Raw genomic sequence first — 20,786 nt, 5'->3', positions numbered from 1 at the left:
CTACGTCTCCTTGTTGAGCGAATTCAGCTGTAGCTTGGGGGCAGGCTTGCCGATCGGTCCGAGGTGGGTGTGGCGGAACCCGGCAGCGTATTTCAGCCCGTAGCCCAGGCTCCGATCGAAGGCGGCATGGGATACGAATATCAGGGCGATCTGCCAGAGAATTGCCAGGCCGGTCACAACGCCGGCGACGGCCAGAACGGAATGAAGGGCATAGCTGTGGACAGCGTTGTAGAGAACTGCGCCTACCGTTTTGCCCGCCGCATAGCCGACAAGACTGAGGTCGGGTGCAAAGAACAGGATCGCGAACACCAAGGGTTCTCCGCCAGACAAGAAGAAAAGCGCGGTGCTTGCTGCGAACACTGCCAGCGCTTCCGCACGAAGAAGCCACAGGACCATGCCTGTCGGATAGCCGCGGTCGGATTGTTCGAGTTCAGCTTTGTTGTTCATTCGGCTTCCTGTTGTTTCGGAGAAACGGAAAGAACCGACGGCGCCCGCTTCGTCCGCGTAACCGGAATAGGTCTGCCTTTGATTGTGGTCCGTGAAAACGTATGTTTTTCGTCACGCTAACTGGTTCAGCGCCACCGCGCGTCGCGAAGACTGCTGCAACGGTGCACGGCTTGCTGTTCGCTCAGATGCCGTCTGACGCCGCTGCGTCGAGACGAGATGGCGCTGTCGGTCATCGCGGCACGTTTTGCTGAGCAATGGTGCGTCCCCGAAGATCATGGCGCGCTGGGTCGAGCGCTTTAAGGCCGAGGAGCACGCCCGAAAGCCCACCGAACGTAACCGCCCAGGACGATGCCCGCCATTAACGATCCGACGGCGGCTCCCTGCATTGGGGCCCTGCGCCGCCAGCGCTTCACCGTCGGCCACATCGCGCTCGAGAACCGCGTCTTGCGGCCACCGTCAGCCGCGTGCAACACTGGCGAGTCTGTCGCGGCTGACGGCCCTCGAGCCGGCCAAACCGACCACAGCTTGTTGGAGGCTCTTAGGCCGAGGCAGTCGGCGGATGAGACGGGATTGGAACGCATTTGCCGAAATAATTGGCTTGTCCTCGGATGGGTCGTAGGCATCGTCGGCTTTTGGAGGTCTGCCAACATGGCTTTGACGTCCGAGAGGGGGCGCATAGCTGTCGGTCGTCTCAGCTAACTGGAAAGAGCCGCTTACATCCCATGTTCGCCGAAAAGCGGATAGGCAGGAAACCACCAAAGTTGACCCGTGGGTGGAGAAATGCTGTCGCTGGAAGCGGTCCTTCAGCACTGCTGAAGGACCGCCCTGAGTTGAGATTTCAGTGCGCTCAGCCAGCAAAAGCGTGTCCTCGATATCGACACCTCGAACCAGCGCCCGCAGTGCCCCGGCCGTTTAGTTCGCGACGAGTTTGTGGTCATCCTCCTGAACGCAAGCGGCTCGACAACTCTGGACCTAGGAAGGAGGACAGTTTCCGGAGCCGTGCGATCGTGCGCTTTACTTCCGGATACACAATGCTGACCGGCATCGGTCTCGGTTCATTTTCGCGCAGAATCCGTACGAGCTTGCCCGACGCGACCGCCTCAGTGGCCTGGTATGAGTATGCCGAACAGATTCCGAGTCCAGTCTGTGCAGCCTCTAGGGCAGCCGTTGCGTCGTTGACGACGAGTCGCGGCTTGAGCGGGATGAGGCGCGACCGCTGGCCGGCGGCGGTGCGAAAGCCTGCCGGCACCCGAATGTTCGAATGCTGTATCCAGATATGGTTCCGGAGGTCGTCCGGCCTGAGCGGGATTCCATGACTAGCAAGGTAACCTGGACTGGCCAATGTCCACCAGCTCACGGCTGCTACTCGTCTGACGACTAGCGCCGTCGTACGCACCGGCCCGATACGTACTGCGACGTCAAAGAGGTCGTCCTGCAGGTCGACTACAGCGTCGGACAGTTCGAGAGCAACATCGATAGCAGGATTTTCGAGAAGGAAGCGGCTGATTGCGGGTACTACGTGCAACCGTCCGAAAGTAAGTGGCGCCGTCACCGTGACCAGCCCCCGCGGCTCGTTCCACCGCTTTGCCGTGTCCGCAACGATGTCATCGTACTCGGCAAGCAGGCGCCGTGAACGATTAAGCAGGCTACGGCCCGCCTCAGTGGCCTGGCAGCGACGTGCACTTCTGTCAAAGAGGGTGAGTCCGAGTCGGCTTTCCAGTCCTGCCAGCGTTCGGGAGACGCTTGGCAGCGACGTATTAAGCTTTCGGGCAGCGGCTGCGAGGCTGCCTTCCTCCTCGATCGCAATAGCAGTTCGAAGCTCTCTCAACTGGTCCACGTGCAACACTCATTATGAGCAACTTCATGTTTCATATAACAGCATTGTTCCACTGAATGAAATCATTAAGATTCGCTAGGTGATTGCCGCTCGTCTGCCGATGAGCAGGGCAAAGCGTATGGCTCAGGACTCGGAAGTAGTCTCCGCCTCCCTGGAGGCCATTGCTGGTGGTTTGCTAAAAAGGAAGAGGGGAAATTTATCCATGGCTTCGAAGATCCAGACCTGCTTGTTGTTCTCCGGAAACGGCAAAGAAGCAGCCGAGTGCTACGTGTCTCTGGTCCCGAACAGCAGGATAGAGCGCATCTTCTCTCCGACGGTAGGCGAGCCGCCTCTGACAATCGAATTCACTCTTGGCGGAGTGCCGTATCAGATTCTCAATCGGGGTCCGAAGATGGAGCATACAGGCGCTAGTTCTATTGTTGTTCTGACGAATGACCAGGCAGAGACGGACCGTCTATGGGATGCATTGGCTGCCGACGGCGGCGAGGAAAAGCCCTGCGGCTGGCTCAGAGACCGCTTCGGGATCTGGTGGCAGATCGTCCCTGAAATATTGCCTGATCTCTTGATGAAGGAGGACCAGACGGCAGCAGGCCGCGTCATGGAGGCGCTCCTGACCATGAATAAGATCGATTCCGCAACTCTTGAGGCAGCCTTCCGAGCCGCGTGAGCCACGTGTAGGTCCGCATTCCGGACAAGGAGCCGCCCCAGTGGGCCCTCCTTCTAGATAAAGCCAACCTTCGTACTGCACGGAGACAGGCGGCAGGTCTGAGGTGTCTCCCTGCGCGCATAAACATTGCTGGATCCCGCAGCGCGTAGAGGATTTCTCATCCATGTAAAGGAGAACCGAAAGATGGCCAAGACAACTGGCAACCCTATCCTAGTCATCGGTGGAAATGGAAAGACGGGAAGCCGGGTTACCCGGCGCCTTGAGGCACAGGGCGTCCCTGTCCGCATCGGTTCGCGCTCCGCCATGCCATGCTTTGACTGGAATGACCGCAGTTCCTGGGAGGGTGCCATCGACGGTGTGCGCGCGGCATATGTCACCTACTACCCGGACATAGCCCTGCCGGGTGCGGTCGATGCAATTGCAGCATTCACTTCACTTGCTGTAGGAAATGGCGTGAAGAGGCTGGTGCTGCTGTCAGGCCGCGGCGAGAAGGAGGCCCAGAAGGCCGAGCAGGTGGTGATGACCTCTGGCGCGGAATGGACGATCGTTCGCGCCAGCTGGTTTGCCCAGAATTTCTCCGAAAGCTTTTTCCTAGAAGGTATCCTTGCTGGTGAAGTAGTGTTTCCGCGGGATGACGTTCCTGAGCCCTTCATCGATGCGGACGACATCGCTGACATGGTTGTCGCCGCACTGTCAGAGGAGCGGCATGTCGGACAACTCTACGAGGTAACCGGCCCGCGCATGCTGACCTTCCGAGAGGCTATTGCCGAGATCTCCAGTGCTGCTTGCCGGGATATCCGATATGTGCCCGTCACCGTCGAGGATTATGCGGCCGAGCTTCGGACCTACGACGACATCCCACCGGAGTTCGTCGAACTGCTGGAACTCCTTACGCGCGAGGTGCTGGACGGGCGCAACACCTATATCACCGATGGAGTACAGCGCGCGCTCGGGCGCGAGCCACGGGATTTTTCGGACTATGCGCGCAGGACTGCAGATGCAGGCGTGTGGCAGGCGGCTGTGTGATGGACCGCATATACACGATGACCGTACTACTCGCAGCAGCTGGCGCAGGGGTGATGGCAGGCTTCTTCTACAGCTTTTCCAACGTGGTGATGGGTGCATTGAATCGTGTCGCTCCACAATCCGGCATTGCTGCCATGCAGGCCATCAACAACGTGGTCCTGAATCCCATCTTCTTGCTCCTGTTCTTCGGGACGGCATTTCTGAGCGCCGTGATCATCGGCGCCAGTTTGCTCGGATCAGTCGGATCGGGAGCGGTTCTGGCGGCAGGAGGCGGTGCGGCCTATCTCGTTTGCATCATCGGCGTGACGATCATCTTCAACGTTCCGATGAACAACGCGCTTGCTCTCGTTGTTCCGGCGACGGCGGAAGGCGCCGCTGTCTGGGCCCATTACCTGCAGCGATGGACCTGGTGGAACCATGTGAGGACGTTGGGCGGAATCCTGTCGTTGGGATGCTTCATGATTGCGCTGATCCAAGGATGAGCCAGGCGGAATACAAACCCAAGCGGTAAGCGGAGTACCATTCTGACCCGACGGCAGCGCTACTCAGTTCCGCTGCCGGCGAGCAGAGCGCTGATCGAGTGCCACGATTCCCACTCTTCACCAGATCGAGATCGCCGAGGAATGCACGCGCACATCCGCCAAGCTCGTTTTCTTGATCGCTGCCCAAGGGAAAAAGGGAGATGAAATGAACAGAAGAGATTTCCTGCTGGCTTCGGCGGCTCCGCTCCTTGGGATAGCCGGAACGGGTGCTCCACTCGACGCTCTGGCAAATAGTAATCCTGAGTCCCGGACGCGACCGGGCCATCCAGGATGGCCCTCGCAGGCAGACTGGGCGGCGCTGAAGCGTCGTGTCGGAGGGCGGCTGCTGCCGGTCGAATCTCCAATTGCGAATTGTGCGGGACGACTTGGGGATGACAGCTGTGAAAAACTCTTCGGAAACCTGAGAAATCCCTACTTTCTCGGTGACGAGCCTGGCCTGACACAGACGCTCGGTTGGGTAGACGCGTGGACCTCCCAACCGAGCGTCTATGCTGTGGCGGCGGAGACGACCGGCGATGTGGTCGCCGCCGTCGATTTCGCACGGGAGCACAGGTTACGGATCGTCGTAAAAGGCGGCGGACATAGCTATCAGGGTACCTCCAACGCGACGGATTCTCTCCTGATCTGGACTCGACATATGGATTCAGTGACCTTGCACGACGCCTTCGTCGGGGCCGGGTGCGACGGACAGTCCCAGACGGCAGTCTCGGTTGGTGCAGGCGCACTTTGGGGGCAGGTCTACAACGCAGTAACGACAACGGGCGGGCGCTATGTGCAAGGCGGCGGCTGCCTAACGGTGGGCGTCGCGGGACTGATCCAAAGCGGAGGGTTCGGCAGCTTCTCGAAGGCCTTTGGTTTGGCAGCCGGAAGCCTGCTGGAAGCAGAAATTGTCACCTCGGATGGAAAAGTACTCGTCGCCAATCGCTGCACGCATCCCGACCTGTTCTGGGCAATAAAGGGCGGCGGTGGCGGGACCTTCGGCGTCGTGACCCGAATGACGATCCGGACGCATCCGCTGCCGGAGTTTTTCGGTGGAGTGTTTGCAACCGTGGAAGCGACCTCGGACGAGGCGTTCCGCCAGCTGGTCGGGCGGCTAGTGGACTTCTATGGCGATGCCCTCTTCAACCCGCACTGGGGAGAGCAAGTGCGATTCCGGCCCCGCAACGTGCTGGACATCGGCATGGTCTTTCAAGGCATGGATCAATCGCAAGCCGAAGCAGCTTGGCGGCCGTTCTTCGATGAGATTGCCGCCTCGCCTCATGACTTCCGTATTGCCTCCGATCCTTTGATCATCGCCCTGCCGGCACGCCGCTTCTGGGACCCAGCCTTCCTTAAGCAGATCCCGGGGTTAGTGCTCGCTGATATGCGCGAGGGCGTTTCCCAGGATAACATTTTCTGGGCCGGAAATCTCGAAGAGGCGGGACAGGTTCTCTATGGATACCAATCGGCCTGGCTTCCGGCGGCGCTCCTGGAGCCGCGCCGGAGGGGAGAGCTCGCCGACGCGCTCTATGCGGCCAGCAGGCGCTGGAGCGTGGCACTGCATTTCAACAAGGGACTGGCCGGCGCTCCCGACGGAGCTCTAGAAGCGGCAGCGGCGACGGCAATCAATCCGGCGGCGATTGATGCTTTTGCGCTGCTGATCAGCGCGGCCGAAGGACCGCCCGCGTATCCCGGCATTCCGGGTCGCGAGCCCAATCGCGAAAGCGCGCGGAAAGCCTCGGATAGGATTGAAGGTGCAATGGTCGAAATGCGTAGGCTTCTCTCAAAACCCGCTTCCTATGTGGCGGAGAGTAACTTCTTTGAGGAATCGTGGCAGGAGGCATTCTGGGGGAGCAACTATGCAGACCTTCTCGAGGTCAAGCATCGATACGATCCGGAAGGACTCTTCATCGTTCACCACGGCGTGGGGAGCGAGCGATGGAGCCTCGACGGCTTCACCAGAAGGAGCGGGCAGTGAACTGCTGAATGCCGATGTCGAGGTCGTCGTCAGATCGCGAACATGATCTCCATAATAGCGGTGTCCTCGCCTGTCCTTCTCGGGAGGGTGTCATAGAACCTGCCGAGGCACCGGAGGGACGCGAAGATTTCAAGGGCAAAGCGAACCGTCCAATCTTCGGACGCCGACTTAGTTTGAACCAGCCGCTTGCTGCGGTTACTACACTGACCAAGGACTATTGCGAGACCCCTCATGACACTTACAAAGCCAATCCTGAAGGGCAATAAACTTCTTCTTCGGCCGCTCACCAAAAGCGATGCTACTGCGATGTTCGCCTCCCTGCCCCCCGCGTCGCAGCGTCTTACAGGCACACATACGCGGCACAGCTTCGCGGACGTCCAAGCCCACTGCATTAGGATCGAGGAAGCGACAGACCGGTGGGACTACGGCATCGTCGTCGACGGGCAACTGGTTGGGGAGGTGGTCCTTAACGACATCGACTGGTCGAACAGGAGCTCCTCATTTCGTATCGCGATATGGGACCCTGTTGAGCGGGACAAGGGATACGGTACGGAGGCAACCAGTCTGCTCGTGGCATTCGGCTTTCGGGAGCTCGGACTGAACCGCATAGAACTAGAAGTGTACGCCTTCAATCCGCAAGCTCAGAAAGCCTATGAGAAGGTCGGGTTCAGGCTGGAGGGCATCAAGCGGGAAGCGCTGCTATGGGGTACAGAAAGAGTGGCTGCACATCTTATGGGTCTGCTGCGCAGTGAATATTCCGGAATGGCAGGTCGAGGTACCCGCCTGATTGAAGAAGTGGCCCGGCACCGGCCGGCGAGAGAATTGCGCACGCTCACGCGAGAAAACACGCCTGAGCCAGGCATCCGCATTTGCGTGACCGCCAGCCCATAATAATCGGGCAAGTGGAACAACCACCCACCAGCGTGGTTCCTTGCGACATTGCGAAGGAAACACGGATGCTGGCAGCGGACTACAGGGGACCTTATCGGGTTCGAACGAGACGAAAAGCAATGCCACGGATGGAACATCCGCGGGACGCGATCGTCCGCGTTACGCGTTCCTGCATCTGTGGTTCCGACCTGCACCTCTATCGCGGCCTGGTTCCCGACACGCGGATAGGAACGACGTTCGGTCACGAGTTCTGTGGGATTGTGGAAGAAGTGGGGCCCGGGGTGGAGAAATTGAAGCGGGGCGACCACGTGCTCGTACCTTTCAACATCGCCTGCGGCCAGTGTCACTTCTGCAAGCAAGGACTGTTCGGCAACTGCCATGAGGTGAATCCCGAGGCCACGGCCGTGGGAGGAATCTACGGCTATTCTCACACAGCAGGCGGGTATGAGGGCGGGCAGGCGGAGTACGTACGCGTTCCCTTTGCGGACGTGAGCCCGACGCTGATCCCCGACTGGATGGATCCCGATGACGCCGTGATGCTGACAGACGTGGTGCCGACCGGCTATCAGGCGGCCGAAATGGGCGGCATCCAGAAGGGTGATACGGTGGTCGTCTTCGGCGCCGGCCCTGTAGGCATTATGGCCGCGCGTTGCGCCTGGCTTTTCGGTGCCGGCCGCGTCATCGTCATCGACCACATTCACTATCGGCTCGAATTCGCGCAGCGCTACTGCCCAGCGGAGGTCTTTGACTTCCGCGAGATCGAAGACATGGCGGTCTTCATAAAGAAGCAGACGGATTCGCTTGGAGCGGACGTTTGCATCGACGCCGTGGGCGCCGACGCTGCAGGAAGCGCACTGCATAGCTTGTTCGGCAAGAGGCTGAAGCTCGAGGCGGGTTCGGCCATCGCGCTGCACTGGGCCATCAATTCCGCGAAGAAGGGCGGAATCGTCTCGATCGTAGGCGTCTACGGGCCGACCGGCAACGTGGTTCCCATCGGCAACGTTTTGAACAAGGGGATCACGATCCGCGCCAATCAGACTTCGGTTAAACGCCTTCTACCACGACTCTTCGAGCATGTGCGAGCCGGGCACATCAATCCCAAGGCACTGATCACTCACCGGATGGGGCTTGAGGAGGTGCCGGACGGATATCACATGTTTTCCGCCAAGCTTGATGGTTGCATCAAGCCTGTTCTTTATCCGAATGGCGGACGATAAGGCGGGGCGGCGATGCCATCATTCATCACCAAGCAGCAAAAAGTAAACCCCGCTACCGTCACGGGCTGGGGCGTGGATGCCGATCCGCGCAACGACCCAACCTATCCCTACCGGGACCGGGCCGGCGACGAGGAACGCGCGATGACGTGGGACAGGCCGTCGCTCCAGGAGCCCCGGGTGGAAGTGCTCCGATCCATCGAGCACAATCGCCTGCCTGCCGTCTTCGGCACTTCCGTGCCACCCCGCGGTCTCAGCGGCTCTATCCGCAGGATCGCCTTTGGCTACAGCGAATCGGATTGGCGGCATTGGCTGATGCTGCTTGCGGCCGACCGGATCAACATGGTGGAAGGGGTGTTGGGAGATCTCCTCCAAGGACGAATCCCCAACCTACCCGCCGAAATGGGCCTTCGCGCGGAATGGAAGCACAACAAGACAGGTTTGGTCCGGAAGGCAGCCGTTCTGGCCGCAGCTTCCGCCTTGGCCCTCATGCTTCTCAGTCGCCGCAAAAGGTACAGACGGTAAGCGAGGCGACCGTGACTTCGATTGGATCTTTTCCGAGCAACCGAATTTTGCTCACCCTCAGGAACAGTGAACCCCGGACGCGGTTCGGTGCCATGATATCCAAATACTGAGGAAAGGGACCTGCCATGCCTATCCAAACTGCCCAGGAGCTGCTCGCATACGAGGTCCGGAAAATCGAGGATGCCGAAAGCCAGGCATCAAAGGCGCTGCAGCAAATGAGTCGAGAGGTTCGAAACAAGCAGTTGGCGCAATTGCTGGAGCAGAGACTGAAGCAAGGACAACGCATACTCGAAACCGCAAGGAAAGCTTCGGAGAAGCTCGACGGCAAATCACCGAGAGCGCAGAACGCAGCGGCTCGTGGGCTGATCGAAGAGGCGCAGAGCCTTGTTGGCGAGGTCCAGACAGCGGAAATGAAGGAAGCGGTCGTCATTGCCGGCGCGCAGGGGCTGGAGCACTACTGCATCGCCGCCTGGGGCACCGTAAGAGCACTGGCCAGGGAAGCCGGCGAGCAGGAACTGGCGAAGGCCATGGAGCAGGCCGTAGAGGAAGGATACCGCTGGGACGAGGAAATGAGCAAACTCGCCGAGCGCCGGGTTAATAATGAGGCGCTGCAGGAAAACGGTGAAAGCCAAGCCATCTCGCAGAGCACCTCTCGGGACGGCTCGGATGGCCAAAAGCAGCAACGGTCGAGCAGCGGGGACGATCTCAAGAGCCGAGAGTATCGCGGCGAAGACGGCCAGGTCCACCACCACACGAAGGAATACATGGAGCGTAAGGGAAAATAGCTGGACGTCGCGATTGCGCTAGAGTGCGGAGAGAACCGATCGTTCAACCGGTTTCAATTCCAGCGTCTTGTTGCAATAGCGAAGCCGCCTCTGGGAACCGCCGATCGCCCCGGGGGCGGCGGGCCCCGGACGGCCGGCCTTCCGGCCGACCGTCGACGGAGCCGGGGGTCCTGAAGCCGGTGCGCCCGAATATCCGGTCCCGAGACCGGCTGGGCGTACCCTTGCGATCGATGGCGCTCCTCCACCACGCGGCAGCGTTCGCGTCCCCGCTCGATGATTAGATCACCACTGGAACGAGGCCTGGAATGGCGCCTCCGCGAACGCAGGCGGATCGCCCACGGTTCCGCAAGGAATGTGAGCTTCAGGGAAAAGCTTGTTGCCCGACTTGATCTACGCGAGGCGCCAGAACGTGTAGTAGGAGTACGCGTTCTGCGCGAGAGGCAGGCGGCAATGCAAATGGCCAGCAGTTCTTGCTATTGCATCGCCGGAGCTTCTCTCGCGCAAGACGCCCTTGTTGCTGGACCTTATTGGGCAAGGTCCTGAACCATCGACAGATGCTCTTGCAAGGTCGGAACGGTGGTCTCCGCAAAATCGGCCAGCGCGCCTTCCTGCTGAGCATAGCCTTCGAACAGCGCCACCGCTTCCTGGTGCGCTGCAAGCTGCATCTGTAGGTACTGGCTGTCGAACTGCTCCGGCGCGGCATTCTGCAGCTGCGTAAGCATCTCCTGATGCCGGGCATCCAGCGTCTGCGGCACATCAGTGACAGCGTCGGCCTGAGCCGCCTGCATCATCTGCTGCGAAGCCATGGTGTGATCGTCGACCATGCGCTGTGCAAACTCGCGTACGGCGTCCTGCTGGGCCTTCTCCAGTGCGACGCGGCTCGACTCGATCTCGAACATGTTGGATTGGGCCGCCATCATGGCGAATTCCTGGGGCGTAGACGGAATTTCGATCTGGGCGGCGCCGGACCCGGAAGCCTCCGGCGCCGCTTCCTGCGAAATGGCCGGGCCTGCGAGCACGAACGCCAATGCGGCGGTTACGAGGAGGAAAGAACGCTTCATACAGGAGTCTCCCGAATTGACTTCGTTGCGATGGCGCTCCAACATCGGACGATCCAAAGATGTTCCGCGCAGGCATGAAGGCCGGAAGCAATTTTCGGCCAATCTGAAGGAATCCTCCAATCCCAGTTACATCCGCTTTTCTGACCTGGCACGGAATTACGCGCTACGCCTCCGAACGGAGCCTGACGGCTTTCCCGCCGTGCTTCCCCCTCCTGTGCCGATACTGCCCATGCCCGCGCCCGGCCCGCCGCTCGGAATTGTCCCTCCCGGTTGAAGTCGATCAGCGCCGCCTTGATCCATGTTCTGCTCCGACGGTTGGTGATCCGGCCCTTCTACCTCTGCTTCGATCTCCCGAGTTGCCCGCTCCCAGTGTTCACGATCGCGGCCTGTTGGCCTGCCTTCGCTCTCCCAGATCTCATGAGCGCGTGCTCTGTCGACACAACACAGAAATCGCCCGTGAGGCCCCTGAGACCCTCATCATTCCCAGTTCATTCCGGTTCGTGGCGCTAGCCAACTTTCTGTCCTTCGGAAATGTTCCACTGCGCAAGGTAAGGCCGATTGGGCGCGTCGAAGTGGGTCTCGAGGAACTGCGGGACCGCGAAGTGGTTTCATAGCCTGACTGCCCGGACGGGCATGCCGATACAGGAACCCTGCGCTGATGACGACAACCGCGAAGCTCCTATCGCTCGCTACCACTGTTCCTCCCCATGTGCTGCCGCAAAATGAAGTGGCCAAAGCAGCCCATGCGGTATTCGGCCACCGGCTTCCCGAGTTCGAGCGGCTGGCGCGCGTCTTTGAATCCGCGGGCATAGAAAAGCGCTACGGCGTCCGTCCGATGGACTGGTATCTGGAGCAAAGAGGCTGGCCCGAAAGGACCGCTGTCTATACCGAGGGCGCCATTGATCTTTTCGTCGAAGCCGCCGATGCCGCGCTGAAATCGGCCGGCCTGTCAGGCGTGGATATCGATGCCATTGTCACCGTCTCCTCCACGGGTATTTCCACGCCTAGTCTGGAAGCGCGCGCCTCGGGTGCGCTCGGGTTCCGCCCTGATGTCATGCGCGTGCCGGTGTTCGGCCTCGGCTGCGCGGGCGGAGTGACAGGGCTCGCGATCGCCTCGCGCCTTGCGCTCTCGCTGCCCGGTAAAACGGTGCTGCTGGTGGTCGTCGAAGTCTGCACCCTGGCATTCCGGCTGGACAAGCTGACGAAAGCCAATCTCGTCGCGACGGCACTTTTTGGCGACGGTGCTGCAGCATGCGTCCTGAAGGCGGGTGACGAGGGCTTCGCCGAGATTACGGGCGCCAGCGAGTACACGTGGCCCGATACGCTGGACATCATGGGCTGGCACGTCGACGCGCAGGGCTTCGGCGTCATCTTCGACCGCGCCATACCGCCCTTCGCCGAGGAGAACCTGGGCACGGCCCTTGCCGCCATCCTCGATACCGCCGGCGTCGAACGGCAGGAGATCGACCGCATTCTGTGTCATCCGGGCGGTGCCAAGGTGGTCGCCTCCATCGAGCACGCCTTGGCAATGACCGAAGGCACGCTCGACCACGAGCGCACGGTCCTGCGCGAGTTCGGCAACATGTCTGCGCCAACGGCTCTGTTCGTGCTGGCGCGGGCTGTGGAAACCGGTCTGCCGCAGCGCTCGGCGTTGCTGGCGCTCGGGCCGGGCTTCACGGCAAGCTGCGTCTTCCTGGCAAAAGCAGCATGACACCGGCAAGTCTCATCCTCGCCTTCGTCACGCTGGAACGACTCTTGGAGCTGTGGCTGTCCCGGCGCAACACCGCACGACTGCTCGCCGCCGGCGCCCGTGAGCACGCCCCGGGCCACTATCCCTTTATCGTCCTTCTGCACGCCTTGTGGCTTGCGGGTCTCTGGCTTTTTGCCTGGGACCGCGCGGTAAACCCGTGGTTGCTCGGGGTTTTTGTCGCACTGCAGATCATGAGGATCTGGGTGCTGGCGACGCTCGGCCACAGGTGGACGACGCGCATCATCGTAATGCCTGGCGCGCCGCTCGTCGTGCGCGGGCCCTACCGCTTCTTCTCCCACCCCAATTACCTCGTCGTCATCGGCGAGATTGCGGTTCTGCCGGTCGTATTCTCAATGCCGCTCTACGCGCTGGTCTTCTCCTTTGTGAACGCCGTCCTCCTGTCCGTGCGCATCAGCGCGGAAGATGCGGCGCTCGCATCCGCACGGCCGCTGACGGACGAGCCTTCACCCCATCCCGCATCACCGAGTCGTTGATGTGCTGGATACATTGGCCGATCTGGTCTGCCTTTAGCGCCCGTGGCGAAGCACCGCTTCGATGACATCGAGCACCTCTTGTGGATTTGAGTGATGGATCATATGACCGACGCCGTCCAAGGCCCGGTATTCTGAGTGCGGCAGTTCCGCGTGCAGCCTGCCCGAATGCGCCTCGTGGTCGACGATGTGGTCGCCACGCCCGGCGAGGATAACCAGCGGCACGCCCAATTCGCTGTAGCGGCGGCTCAGCCGGCTGGCGGCAGAGCCGGTCAGCCAAAGTTCGGCCGCGCTCGCGCGCATCTGCGAGGGCCGGAGCACCATCCAGCATGGGAACCGCCAAAAGCGCTGCGGAACCGGCGCTGGCGCGAACAGCAGGGCGGCTACAAGCGGCCAAGCAGCCCGGACAAGCAGCGGCAAAACGCTATGCCGCATCAACGCGCCAAGGCCAGGTGCTGCGGCCAGCGAAAGCACGGTCAGATCCACTCGCCGCTGGGGATATAGAAAACCGGCTTCAAGGACCAGGCCCCGCACGAAGCGGGGGTAGTTAAGCGCCATTGCCATTGCCACGAGCGCGCCCCATGAATGGCCAAGCACCACCGCTTCTCTAACGCCGATGCGACGGAGCGCTGCATGGATTAGGTGCGCCTGCCTTTCCGGAGTACGATCGGCGCCCCTCGGCCGGTCGCTGTAGCCGTAGCCGGGACGATCGAAGACAATCAGCCGGTATTTTTCCTCAGCCACGAGGACGAGTTCGCTGATCAGGAAATCAGCGCCTAGCGAGGAATTGCCGTGCAGCAGAACGACCGCCGGTCCGCGCCCACGCTCAACATAGTGCATCCTGATGCCTTCGACCTTGATGAACTTGCCTGCGGGTGGATTCTCGCGCTCGGTCTTTCGGCTGCGAATTTGAACGGCAACGGCGGCACCGGCCGCGATCGTCAGTCCCGCGAGCCATCCATACCACCTAATCCTGATGCTCAAGGGCCAGCGCTCGCAACCATGAACAGTGGGCCAAAGGCAAGGGTGGTTGGCGGTCACTGATCGGATCCGATCTGTGCTCCACCGCTCATCAAATCGTCGACCATATCCTTCCCGATACCTTCAAGGCGCTCGACCTCTTCCCAACTGGCGAATGGCCGATTATCACAGATGATCTTCGCACGCTCGGGCCCGACCATCGGCAGGTGGGCGATCTCCTCTCAGGAGCCGTGTTGAGGTCGACGATCCGCTTCTCGTGGTGAATCTCGCCATGAGCGCGCGGCTCTCTTTGGCCGGGATGATTGTGCTCGAATCTTGTCGCCATCGGTCCATCTCCTGCGCTTGGCTCCCAGCGCAAACAATGACCGAATGGGAAGGTTCCGGTTCGGAAGGACGAGACCTCCGCAACCGGGGTGGTTTGCCCCTCTCACGCGGGCATACCATCCGAGCTTTGAACCTCCTTGAGTGTCTCGAAAAGTGGCAGGAGTTGGTGCCGTATTACTGGAAACGGTAAGAGCAGGAACCCATTAGCCATTTACAGGACCAGGAACCGATCATTCAATGCCCATCCCCTGATGCGCAAATCGTCTAGATCAAGCTTGCGTGACGAAAATCTTGAGGATGGCGAAGAGGCTGAGCAGCGCGATCGACCAGCAGCATATCCAGTTTGCAACCAATAGAGTTGTCTTCAAGCCGTGGCTATGAACGTAGTCTTCTACGATGGCCTGCATGCCCATGCGCATGTGTACGACACTGGTAATCATGAAGGCCGCTAGGATAGGTGCAAGATAAATGGAGCCTACCCATGCCAGAACGATGTCCCGAGGCTTTCCGATAAGGTACAGAAAGAACCCGAGCACATATGGCGTCAGCAGTGCCAGTACGAGCGAAGTCAGTCGTTCGGCAATGAAAGTTCCTGTGCCCGATTTGGCAGCACCAAGGCCACGCACTCGTGCCATCGGCGTCTTCACGAAATCTCTCCACCCGGCTCATGGCAGGTTCGGCGCACTGACCGTTGCAGTTCTGCCCACATAGCTATTGACTCAATGCCCTGGGTCTCGCTCAACGCGATCGTTGGTGTGCCGGTCGAAGGCAATATTGCCACCGACGGCCACAATTTCCTCGGCTATCATTCTTTCAAGTTCATCATCAAACACGGCGAGCCGCGGGAACGCATAGCGTGCGCGGCGAATCATGTTTGCAGTCGAGATGGGCCGCTCGCTCGCGCGCCGCCGCAGAAACTCTGCAGCGCTCTTCTCAATTCCGAAGGAATTCTGTTGCTGTCCGACGTCACAGTTGCCTCCTTCAATGAAACTATGCCTCGGCATCGGCACGGCGAGTCAAATATAGCTTCCGCTCGACACGTATTCAGCAGGCAAGTTGCGGAGCAACGCGGCGCTGGGGTGCCCACTGGAAGCTTACAATTGACACCGAAATTGGCATCGACTCCAGGCACGCAATGTAGTCGCCTGCAATTTTCGATAAGCGCGACCGACTAATTTTCTCGCGAGCGAATCTGACTGGAACCTCAGAGGTCCCCTTTAGTTGGCGAGTTGCCGTGGCCCGAGCCTCGCGGCCGTCCACCAGAAGGAGAAAGCAACGTTCTTCCGACGAACCAGTTCCAATACAATGCCAAGCCCGACCGGCCCGATCCCGTCTACGCCAAACAGCTCCAGGAGGTCCTTGGAGGCCAGTGGGGCGAAATTAGCGTCATGATGACGTGTCTGTTCCAGGGATGGAACTGCCGCGCACCGGCAAAATACCGCGACATGATACTCGACATCGGCACCGAGGAGATCGCGCATGTCGAAATGCTTGCCACCATGATCGCGCGGCTTCTGGAGACCTCGCCGGTTGAAGCCAGGGAAGACGCAGCCAAGAATTCCGCTGTCGGCGCGGTGCTTGGTGGCTCACGCCTTGAGGACGTCATCGTTTCCGGGATGAACCCGCAGCATGCGATCGTTTCTGGCCAGGGTGCCACCCCGACCGACAGCGTCGGATATCCTTGGAACGCGCGCTACACGATCTCTTCGGGAAACCTGCTCGCCGACTTCCGCTTCAACGTCACGGCCGAGTCGCAGGGACGGCTCAAGGTCTGCCGTCTTTATGAAATGACCGAAGATCCCGGCGTGCGCGACATGCTTTCCTTCTTGATCGCCCGCGACACCATGCACCAAAATCAGTGGCTGGCGGCTATCGCCGAGCTCGAGGCGGAGGGACTGGACAAGACACCCGTTCCCAGACCTTCCCGCAGGAGCGCGAGAAATCTGAGGTGGCGTATCAGTTCTGGAACTGCTCCGACGGTACGGCGAGCGAGCAAGGCAGCTGGGCCAAGGGTCCTTCGCCTGATGGAAAGGGCGAGTTCGAATATCTGCCCGATCCGCAGCCCATGGGCGAGACGGTAGAGGAACTTGCACCGGGCGATCCGCTCCTTCACGGGACGCCGAAAAAGCCGATGCCGCCGGCTGCGTCCTAGATTTTGCCCAGGGCCGATTGCCAGGGTGGACACCTCGCCCCAACGACTGTAACCGTGGGCAGGACGCTGCTACGTCATCGGTCTAACCTAAGCTCGGCCGAAACCACCGAACCTCGGCAGCGTGGCGGCGCCGCTGGCGATGGACAGGACGATCTTGACTGCCAATCTCAAGCCGCTGGATCGCCGTGGCTTGGTCGAGACCGCGCCCGATCCCACGGACAGGCGAGCCCGACCGCTGCGGCTCACGCCAGGCCGGGCGGCCCAGCCGAGGCGGTGCCGATCTGGCGGCATCTCCATGCGGCGACCGAAACGGCGCTGCCCGATCCGACTCATCTGCGCTCCGAATTGAACCTGCTTTCGAGATGTGGCAGTCATGACAGCGCCGCGGGTAATGTCAGGAATGGGGCCGGAAGCGGTCGGTCCGGTTCTGGCAAGGAAACGGAGAAAGCCGACATTCGGATGTCGACGCAACTGCCGTCGTTGGTGTCCTGTATGCGGCATTGCGCACTCGATTCTTGCGTCACCAATCCGGGGCGCAGATCACCAGCATCATGCACAGCGAAGATGCCTAAGAAATGTTCGTCGCCGAGCCTGGTGTGCTTCATCTTTGACCATTTTGATGTGACCTGCTTCGGTGATACCGACCAATGCCCCCAGCAGGTTTCAGACGCGACTGTTCTGGGGAAATTTAATTTGCCTTCGCAGCGCCCATCTTGGTGGAACAGCTCAGCCTCGGTTATCGGGCGTCCAGATGTCTTCGGGTGTCAGCCCATTGATCAGATCCTGGCCGGCCTTGTAGCGCGCCAAATTCTCGATGATGATATCGACCGAACGGTCACGGCGGTCGGCGACCGGGGCGCTGAAGTGGGGGGTTATTAGAACCCCGGGGGTGTCCCAAAGCTGATCGCCGACCGGCAGGGGCTCGGGATCGGTGACGTCCAGGCCCGCACCGGCAATCTGCTTTGTCTCAAGTGCCGCAATCAAGGCGTCTCGGTCTATGACTTCGCCCCGGGCCAGATTGATGATGAAAGCCGATGGTTTCATCCGCGCAAAGGCCTCGGCATTGATGAGGTGGTGGGTAGCGTCCGAAAGGGTGATGGCCAGCACCACACAATCTGACTTCTCCAGCAACTCATAGATGCCCTGCCCTTCATCAGCGCAGAATACCACATCCACCCCCGGCGGCCTCTCCGCCCTGCGTCTGCGATAGCCCAGCACCGTCATGCCAAACGCCTTGGCCCGCTTTGCCAGTTCGCACCCGGTATGGCCGAGCCCGACGATCCCCATGGTCTTGCCGTAGAGGGCCCCAAGTTGGTCGAGTTCGGGCCCGCGGAACCATTCATGGCGGCGTTGAGCATCCTGGAAAAGTGTAAAACCCGAACTGAGCACCAGGCAGAACATCATCGCATGTTCGGCAAGCGCCGGAGCCGAGCGGCCGGCCGCGCCTGTTACGATGAGGCCTTTGGCAAATACTTCGGGACGCGCCGAGCGGTTGAGCCCGGCGTGATCGCAATGAACCCAGCGCAACTTGGGCGCTTCGAGCACATCGTCTTCGAGCGTATCCCCCGCTATGATGGCAATCTCGGCATCCCGAAGTGCCGCACTTCGGCTCCCCCGATCCTTCGGATCAAATGGGATGATAGTATCTGGCTCAATCGCAGCGTACAGCCGGTCCATAAGGGTCTGGCTGAAAGGCATGTCCTGGCTCAGGGCGACGACTCTGGTGCTGTCCATTGCGCACTATCCAATCGTGATCAGGCGTTAACGTCGACGACGACACGGCCCTGAACGTCACCTTTTAGAATGCGGCGTCCCAGATCCGGCAAATCGGCGAGCGTCGCGGTCTGAATTGTCTGCTCGAGTTTTTCGAGCGGCAGGTCCCGTGCCAACCGGGCCCAGGCTTGCTGACGGTTTTCAAACGGCTGGTGCACACTGTCGACGCCTACAAGGCTGACGCCTCGGAGAAGGAAAGGGATCATGGTCGCGGGCAAATCGGCGCCCCCTGCCAGCCCGATTGCTGCGACCGTGCCGCCATATTTCATCTGGCCGAGAACTCGCGCCAGCATCGCGCTGCCGACGGCATCGACGCAACCGTTCCAGCTTTCCTTTTCGAGGGGCTTTTTGATGGTTTCGTTGATTTCCTCGCGCGGAACGATTGTGCTCGCGCCCAGCGCCTTGAGATAATCAGCATTTTCCGGGCGGCCGGTGACTGCGGCCACGGCATAACCCAGATTGGCCAGAATGGAAGTGGCAACCGAGCCGACTCCGCCCGATGCGCCGGTGACCAGAACATCATCGCCCGGTTTGACCCCATTGCGCTCGAGCGCCATGACGGCCAGCATCGCGCTCAGCCCTGCGGTTCCGATGGCCATGGCCTGGCGCGTCGTGAGCCCTTCGGGGAGCGGCACGAGCCAATCGGCATTGAGCCGGGTCTTTTGGGCATAGCCACCCCAATGGGTCTCGCCCACGCGCCAGCCTGTCAGAAGGACTTTGTCGCCCGCCTTGTAGCGATCGCTTTGGGACTCCAGCACCGTGCCGGCAAAGTCGATGCCTGGGACGTGGGGGTACTCGCGCACCAACCCGCCACCCGATCCGACGCACAAGCCGTCCTTGTAGTTGAGCGTGGTGTGTTCGATGGCCACCGTCACATCGCCCTCGGGCAGGCGATCATCGGTAAGCTCTTGGACCGATGCGCTGGTTTTTCCGGCATCATCCTTTTCAACGACGAGAGCCTTGTACATTGAGCGTGTCTCCAAATTCGCGTTTTGATTTCCGCTAGGGCGTCTTTGCTCTAGCTTGGGCTTGCAGGGTCTTGTGCTGGCGCGCCATAGGCCACATTGCCCTTGCCGTAGCGGCGGACCCTGATGTTGCATTGCTCGGCGTGACCGACGAAACCTTCCAGGATGCACAATCGGGACCCATAGGCTCCGATTTCAGCCGCTGCGGTGTCGGTCGTGATTTTTTGGTAGGAGTGAGTCTTGAGGAACTTGCCGACCCACAACCCGCCGGTGTAACGGCCGGCGCGCCGGGTTGGCAGGGTGTGGTTGGTCCCGATGACCTTGTCGCCATTGGCAACATTGGTGCGCGGTCCCAGAAACAGGGCGCCATAGCTGGTCATATTGTCCAGATACCATTCGTCGCGGTCGGTCATGACCTGGACGTGCTCATAGGCCATCTGGTTGGCCAACCCGAGCAACTCCTCATGGGTGTCGCAGACAATGATTTCCCCATAGTCGCGCCAGCTCGCCCCAGCAGTCTCGGCTGTGGGCAGAATTTCCAGCAGCCTGTCGATTTCAGAAAGCGTGGATTGGGCCAGCGCTTCAGAGGTGGTCAGAAGCGCTGCGGGGCTGTTGTAGCCATGCTCGGCCTGGCCCAGCAGGTCTGTGGCGCACAATTCGCCATCCACCGTCTCATCGGCGATCACCATGGTTTCGGTGGGACCTGCGAGCAGGTCGATGCCTACCTCCCCGAACAACTGTCGCTTGGCTTCGGCGACAAATGCATTGCCCGGGCCCACGATCATGTCGACAGCATCGATCGTATCGGTTCCGGTGGCCATGGCCCCGATCGCTTGAATACCGCCGAGCACATAGATTTCATGGGCACCGGCCAAATGCATCGCAGCGACGACTGGCGCGCTGGGCTGGCCATTGAACGGCGGCGTGCAGGCGACAATCCGCGGCACGCCCGCCACGGCGGCGGTGAGCACCGACATATGGGCCGAGGCCACCATGGGAAACTTGCCGCCGGGCACGTAACAGCCCACCGACTGGACAGGGATATTCTTGTGCCCCAGAATAACACCGGGCCGGGTTTCCACTTCCACGTCGCGCAGGGCGTCCTTCTGGGCGAGCGCAAACTGGCGGACCTGGTCCTGGGCGAACTTGATGTCGTCGAGCGCCTGGGCGGGAACCTGGGCAATCAGCGCCTCGATCTGCTCGGCGCTCAGTTTGAAGCTCTCGGGGGTATAGTGATCGAACTTGTCAGCCATCTCCCGGACGGCACCGTCCCCGCGCTCGCGGATATCGGCGATGGCGGTCTGGACGGTCCCGCGGATCGACGCATCGTCTTGCACGCGCTCGGCAAGCGGCTTTCCACGTTTGAGATATCTCACGGTCATTGCAGTGCTCCAAAGG

The 20,786-nt window shown here is 60.6% G+C and carries 21 protein-coding genes and 2 pseudogenes; 13 read left to right on the top strand and 10 right to left on the bottom strand.

All coding sequences use genetic code 11. The features are described from left to right. Positions 1-447: a DUF4260 domain-containing protein gene (locus LY631_RS10195; RefSeq protein WP_274425196.1), complete on the bottom strand. Its 447-nt coding sequence runs from the start codon at positions 445-447 to the stop codon at positions 1-3. Between the two features lie 934 nt (positions 448-1,381). Further along, positions 1,382-2,284: a LysR family transcriptional regulator gene (locus LY631_RS10190; RefSeq protein ID WP_274425195.1), complete on the bottom strand. Its 903-nt coding sequence runs from the start codon at positions 2,282-2,284 to the stop codon at positions 1,382-1,384. A 202-nt stretch (positions 2,285-2,486) separates the two neighbouring features. Here LY631_RS10190 and LY631_RS10185 point away from each other — a divergent pair, with 202 nt between their 5' ends. From LY631_RS10185 to LY631_RS10150, 8 genes are all read left to right on the top strand, one after another. Continuing rightward, positions 2,487-2,951, top strand: a complete 465-nt coding sequence (locus tag LY631_RS10185) for a VOC family protein (protein ID WP_274425194.1) — start codon at positions 2,487-2,489, stop codon at positions 2,949-2,951. Between the two features lie 183 nt (positions 2,952-3,134). After that, complete coding sequence (locus LY631_RS10180; RefSeq protein ID WP_274425193.1) at positions 3,135-3,977, top strand: SDR family oxidoreductase; 843 nt, start codon at positions 3,135-3,137, stop codon at positions 3,975-3,977. Beyond that, positions 3,977-4,459 (top strand): anthrone oxygenase family protein, encoded by a 483-nt coding sequence (locus tag LY631_RS10175; RefSeq protein WP_274425192.1) that lies wholly within the window; start codon positions 3,977-3,979, stop codon positions 4,457-4,459. The genes LY631_RS10180 and LY631_RS10175 overlap by 1 nt, the downstream gene beginning before the upstream one ends. 205 nt (positions 4,460-4,664) lie before the next feature. Beyond that, the gene (locus LY631_RS10170; protein ID WP_274425191.1) at positions 4,665-6,476 is read left to right on the top strand and encodes an FAD-dependent oxidoreductase; all 1,812 of its coding nucleotides are present in this window, start codon (positions 4,665-4,667) and stop codon (positions 6,474-6,476) included. Between the two features lie 231 nt (positions 6,477-6,707). Continuing rightward, the gene (locus LY631_RS10165) at positions 6,708-7,367 is read left to right on the top strand and encodes a GNAT family N-acetyltransferase (protein ID WP_274425190.1); all 660 of its coding nucleotides are present in this window, start codon (positions 6,708-6,710) and stop codon (positions 7,365-7,367) included. A gap of 119 nt (positions 7,368-7,486) precedes the next feature. Further along, entirely contained in the window at positions 7,487-8,584 is a 1,098-nt protein-coding gene (locus tag LY631_RS10160) for a zinc-dependent alcohol dehydrogenase (protein WP_274425189.1), read from the top strand. 12 nt (positions 8,585-8,596) lie between these two features. Next, complete coding sequence (locus LY631_RS10155; protein WP_274425187.1) at positions 8,597-9,106, top strand: hypothetical protein; 510 nt, start codon at positions 8,597-8,599, stop codon at positions 9,104-9,106. A gap of 125 nt (positions 9,107-9,231) precedes the next feature. Next, positions 9,232-9,891 (top strand): YciE/YciF ferroxidase family protein, encoded by a 660-nt coding sequence (locus tag LY631_RS10150; RefSeq protein ID WP_274425186.1) that lies wholly within the window; start codon positions 9,232-9,234, stop codon positions 9,889-9,891. A gap of 524 nt (positions 9,892-10,415) precedes the next feature. On the opposite strand, the gene LY631_RS10145 is transcribed toward LY631_RS10150, so the two are convergent. Beyond that, on the bottom strand, positions 10,416-10,952 hold the full coding sequence (locus LY631_RS10145) for a DUF4142 domain-containing protein (protein WP_274425185.1): 537 nt from the start codon (positions 10,950-10,952) through the stop codon (positions 10,416-10,418). A 156-nt stretch (positions 10,953-11,108) separates the two neighbouring features. Further along, the gene (locus LY631_RS10140; RefSeq protein ID WP_274425483.1) at positions 11,109-11,399 is read right to left on the bottom strand and encodes a DUF2934 domain-containing protein; all 291 of its coding nucleotides are present in this window, start codon (positions 11,397-11,399) and stop codon (positions 11,109-11,111) included. Positions 11,400-11,610: 211 nt separating this feature from the next. Between LY631_RS10140 and LY631_RS10135 the strand changes: the two genes are divergently transcribed. After that, positions 11,611-12,663, top strand: coding sequence for a type III polyketide synthase (locus tag LY631_RS10135; protein ID WP_274425184.1), 1,053 nt, complete (start codon positions 11,611-11,613; stop codon positions 12,661-12,663). Further along, complete coding sequence (locus LY631_RS10130; RefSeq protein WP_274425183.1) at positions 12,660-13,196, top strand: isoprenylcysteine carboxyl methyltransferase family protein; 537 nt, start codon at positions 12,660-12,662, stop codon at positions 13,194-13,196. The genes LY631_RS10135 and LY631_RS10130 overlap by 4 nt, the downstream gene beginning before the upstream one ends. A 33-nt stretch (positions 13,197-13,229) precedes the next feature. Here the strand turns inward: LY631_RS10130 and LY631_RS10125 are convergent, their stop codons facing one another. The 3 genes from LY631_RS10125 to sdhD form a co-directional block, all read right to left on the bottom strand. Next, positions 13,230-14,177 (bottom strand): alpha/beta fold hydrolase, encoded by a 948-nt coding sequence (locus LY631_RS10125; RefSeq protein WP_274425182.1) that lies wholly within the window; start codon positions 14,175-14,177, stop codon positions 13,230-13,232. Between the two features lie 53 nt (positions 14,178-14,230). After that, positions 14,231-14,374, bottom strand: coding sequence for a hypothetical protein (locus LY631_RS10120; protein ID WP_274425181.1), 144 nt, complete (start codon positions 14,372-14,374; stop codon positions 14,231-14,233). 393 nt (positions 14,375-14,767) lie between these two features. After that, a complete protein-coding gene (gene sdhD / locus LY631_RS10115) occupies positions 14,768-15,133 on the bottom strand; it encodes a succinate dehydrogenase, hydrophobic membrane anchor protein (protein WP_274425180.1) in 366 nt (121 codons plus the stop codon). 594 nt (positions 15,134-15,727) lie between these two features. Between sdhD and LY631_RS10110 the strand changes: the two are divergent. The 3 genes and pseudogenes from LY631_RS10110 to LY631_RS10100 all read left to right on the top strand — a co-directional run. Continuing rightward, positions 15,728-16,363 (top strand): annotated as a pseudogene (locus LY631_RS10110) (manganese catalase family protein); the annotation flags it as partial. Continuing rightward, a complete protein-coding gene (locus LY631_RS10105; RefSeq protein ID WP_338000427.1) occupies positions 16,357-16,650 on the top strand; it encodes a manganese catalase family protein in 294 nt (97 codons plus the stop codon). The pseudogene LY631_RS10110 and the gene LY631_RS10105, both read left to right, overlap by 7 nt. Before the next feature lie 94 nt (positions 16,651-16,744). Continuing rightward, a pseudogene (locus LY631_RS10100) lies at positions 16,745-17,037 on the top strand (MarR family winged helix-turn-helix transcriptional regulator); the annotation flags it as partial. A 339-nt stretch (positions 17,038-17,376) separates the two neighbouring features. On the opposite strand, the gene LY631_RS10095 reads toward LY631_RS10100, so the two are convergent. From LY631_RS10095 to hisD, 3 genes are read right to left on the bottom strand one after another with little or no spacing between them, the layout of a single operon-like run. After that, on the bottom strand, positions 17,377-18,384 hold the full coding sequence (locus tag LY631_RS10095) for a D-2-hydroxyacid dehydrogenase (RefSeq protein ID WP_274425177.1): 1,008 nt from the start codon (positions 18,382-18,384) through the stop codon (positions 17,377-17,379). Positions 18,385-18,404: 20 nt separating this feature from the next. Continuing rightward, complete coding sequence (locus LY631_RS10090) at positions 18,405-19,391, bottom strand: MDR family oxidoreductase (RefSeq protein ID WP_274425176.1); 987 nt, start codon at positions 19,389-19,391, stop codon at positions 18,405-18,407. A 50-nt stretch (positions 19,392-19,441) separates the two neighbouring features. Continuing rightward, positions 19,442-20,770: a histidinol dehydrogenase gene (gene hisD, locus LY631_RS10085; RefSeq protein ID WP_274425175.1), complete on the bottom strand. Its 1,329-nt coding sequence runs from the start codon at positions 20,768-20,770 to the stop codon at positions 19,442-19,444. Between the last annotated feature and the right edge of the window lie 16 nt (positions 20,771-20,786).

It is taken from the genome of Chelativorans sp. YIM 93263 (assembly GCF_028767125.1).
Lineage (GTDB): Bacteria > Pseudomonadota > Alphaproteobacteria > Rhizobiales > Rhizobiaceae > Chelativorans.
Note: the sequence above shows the minus strand (reverse complement) of the source record. Positions and strands in the feature narration are given on the sequence as shown.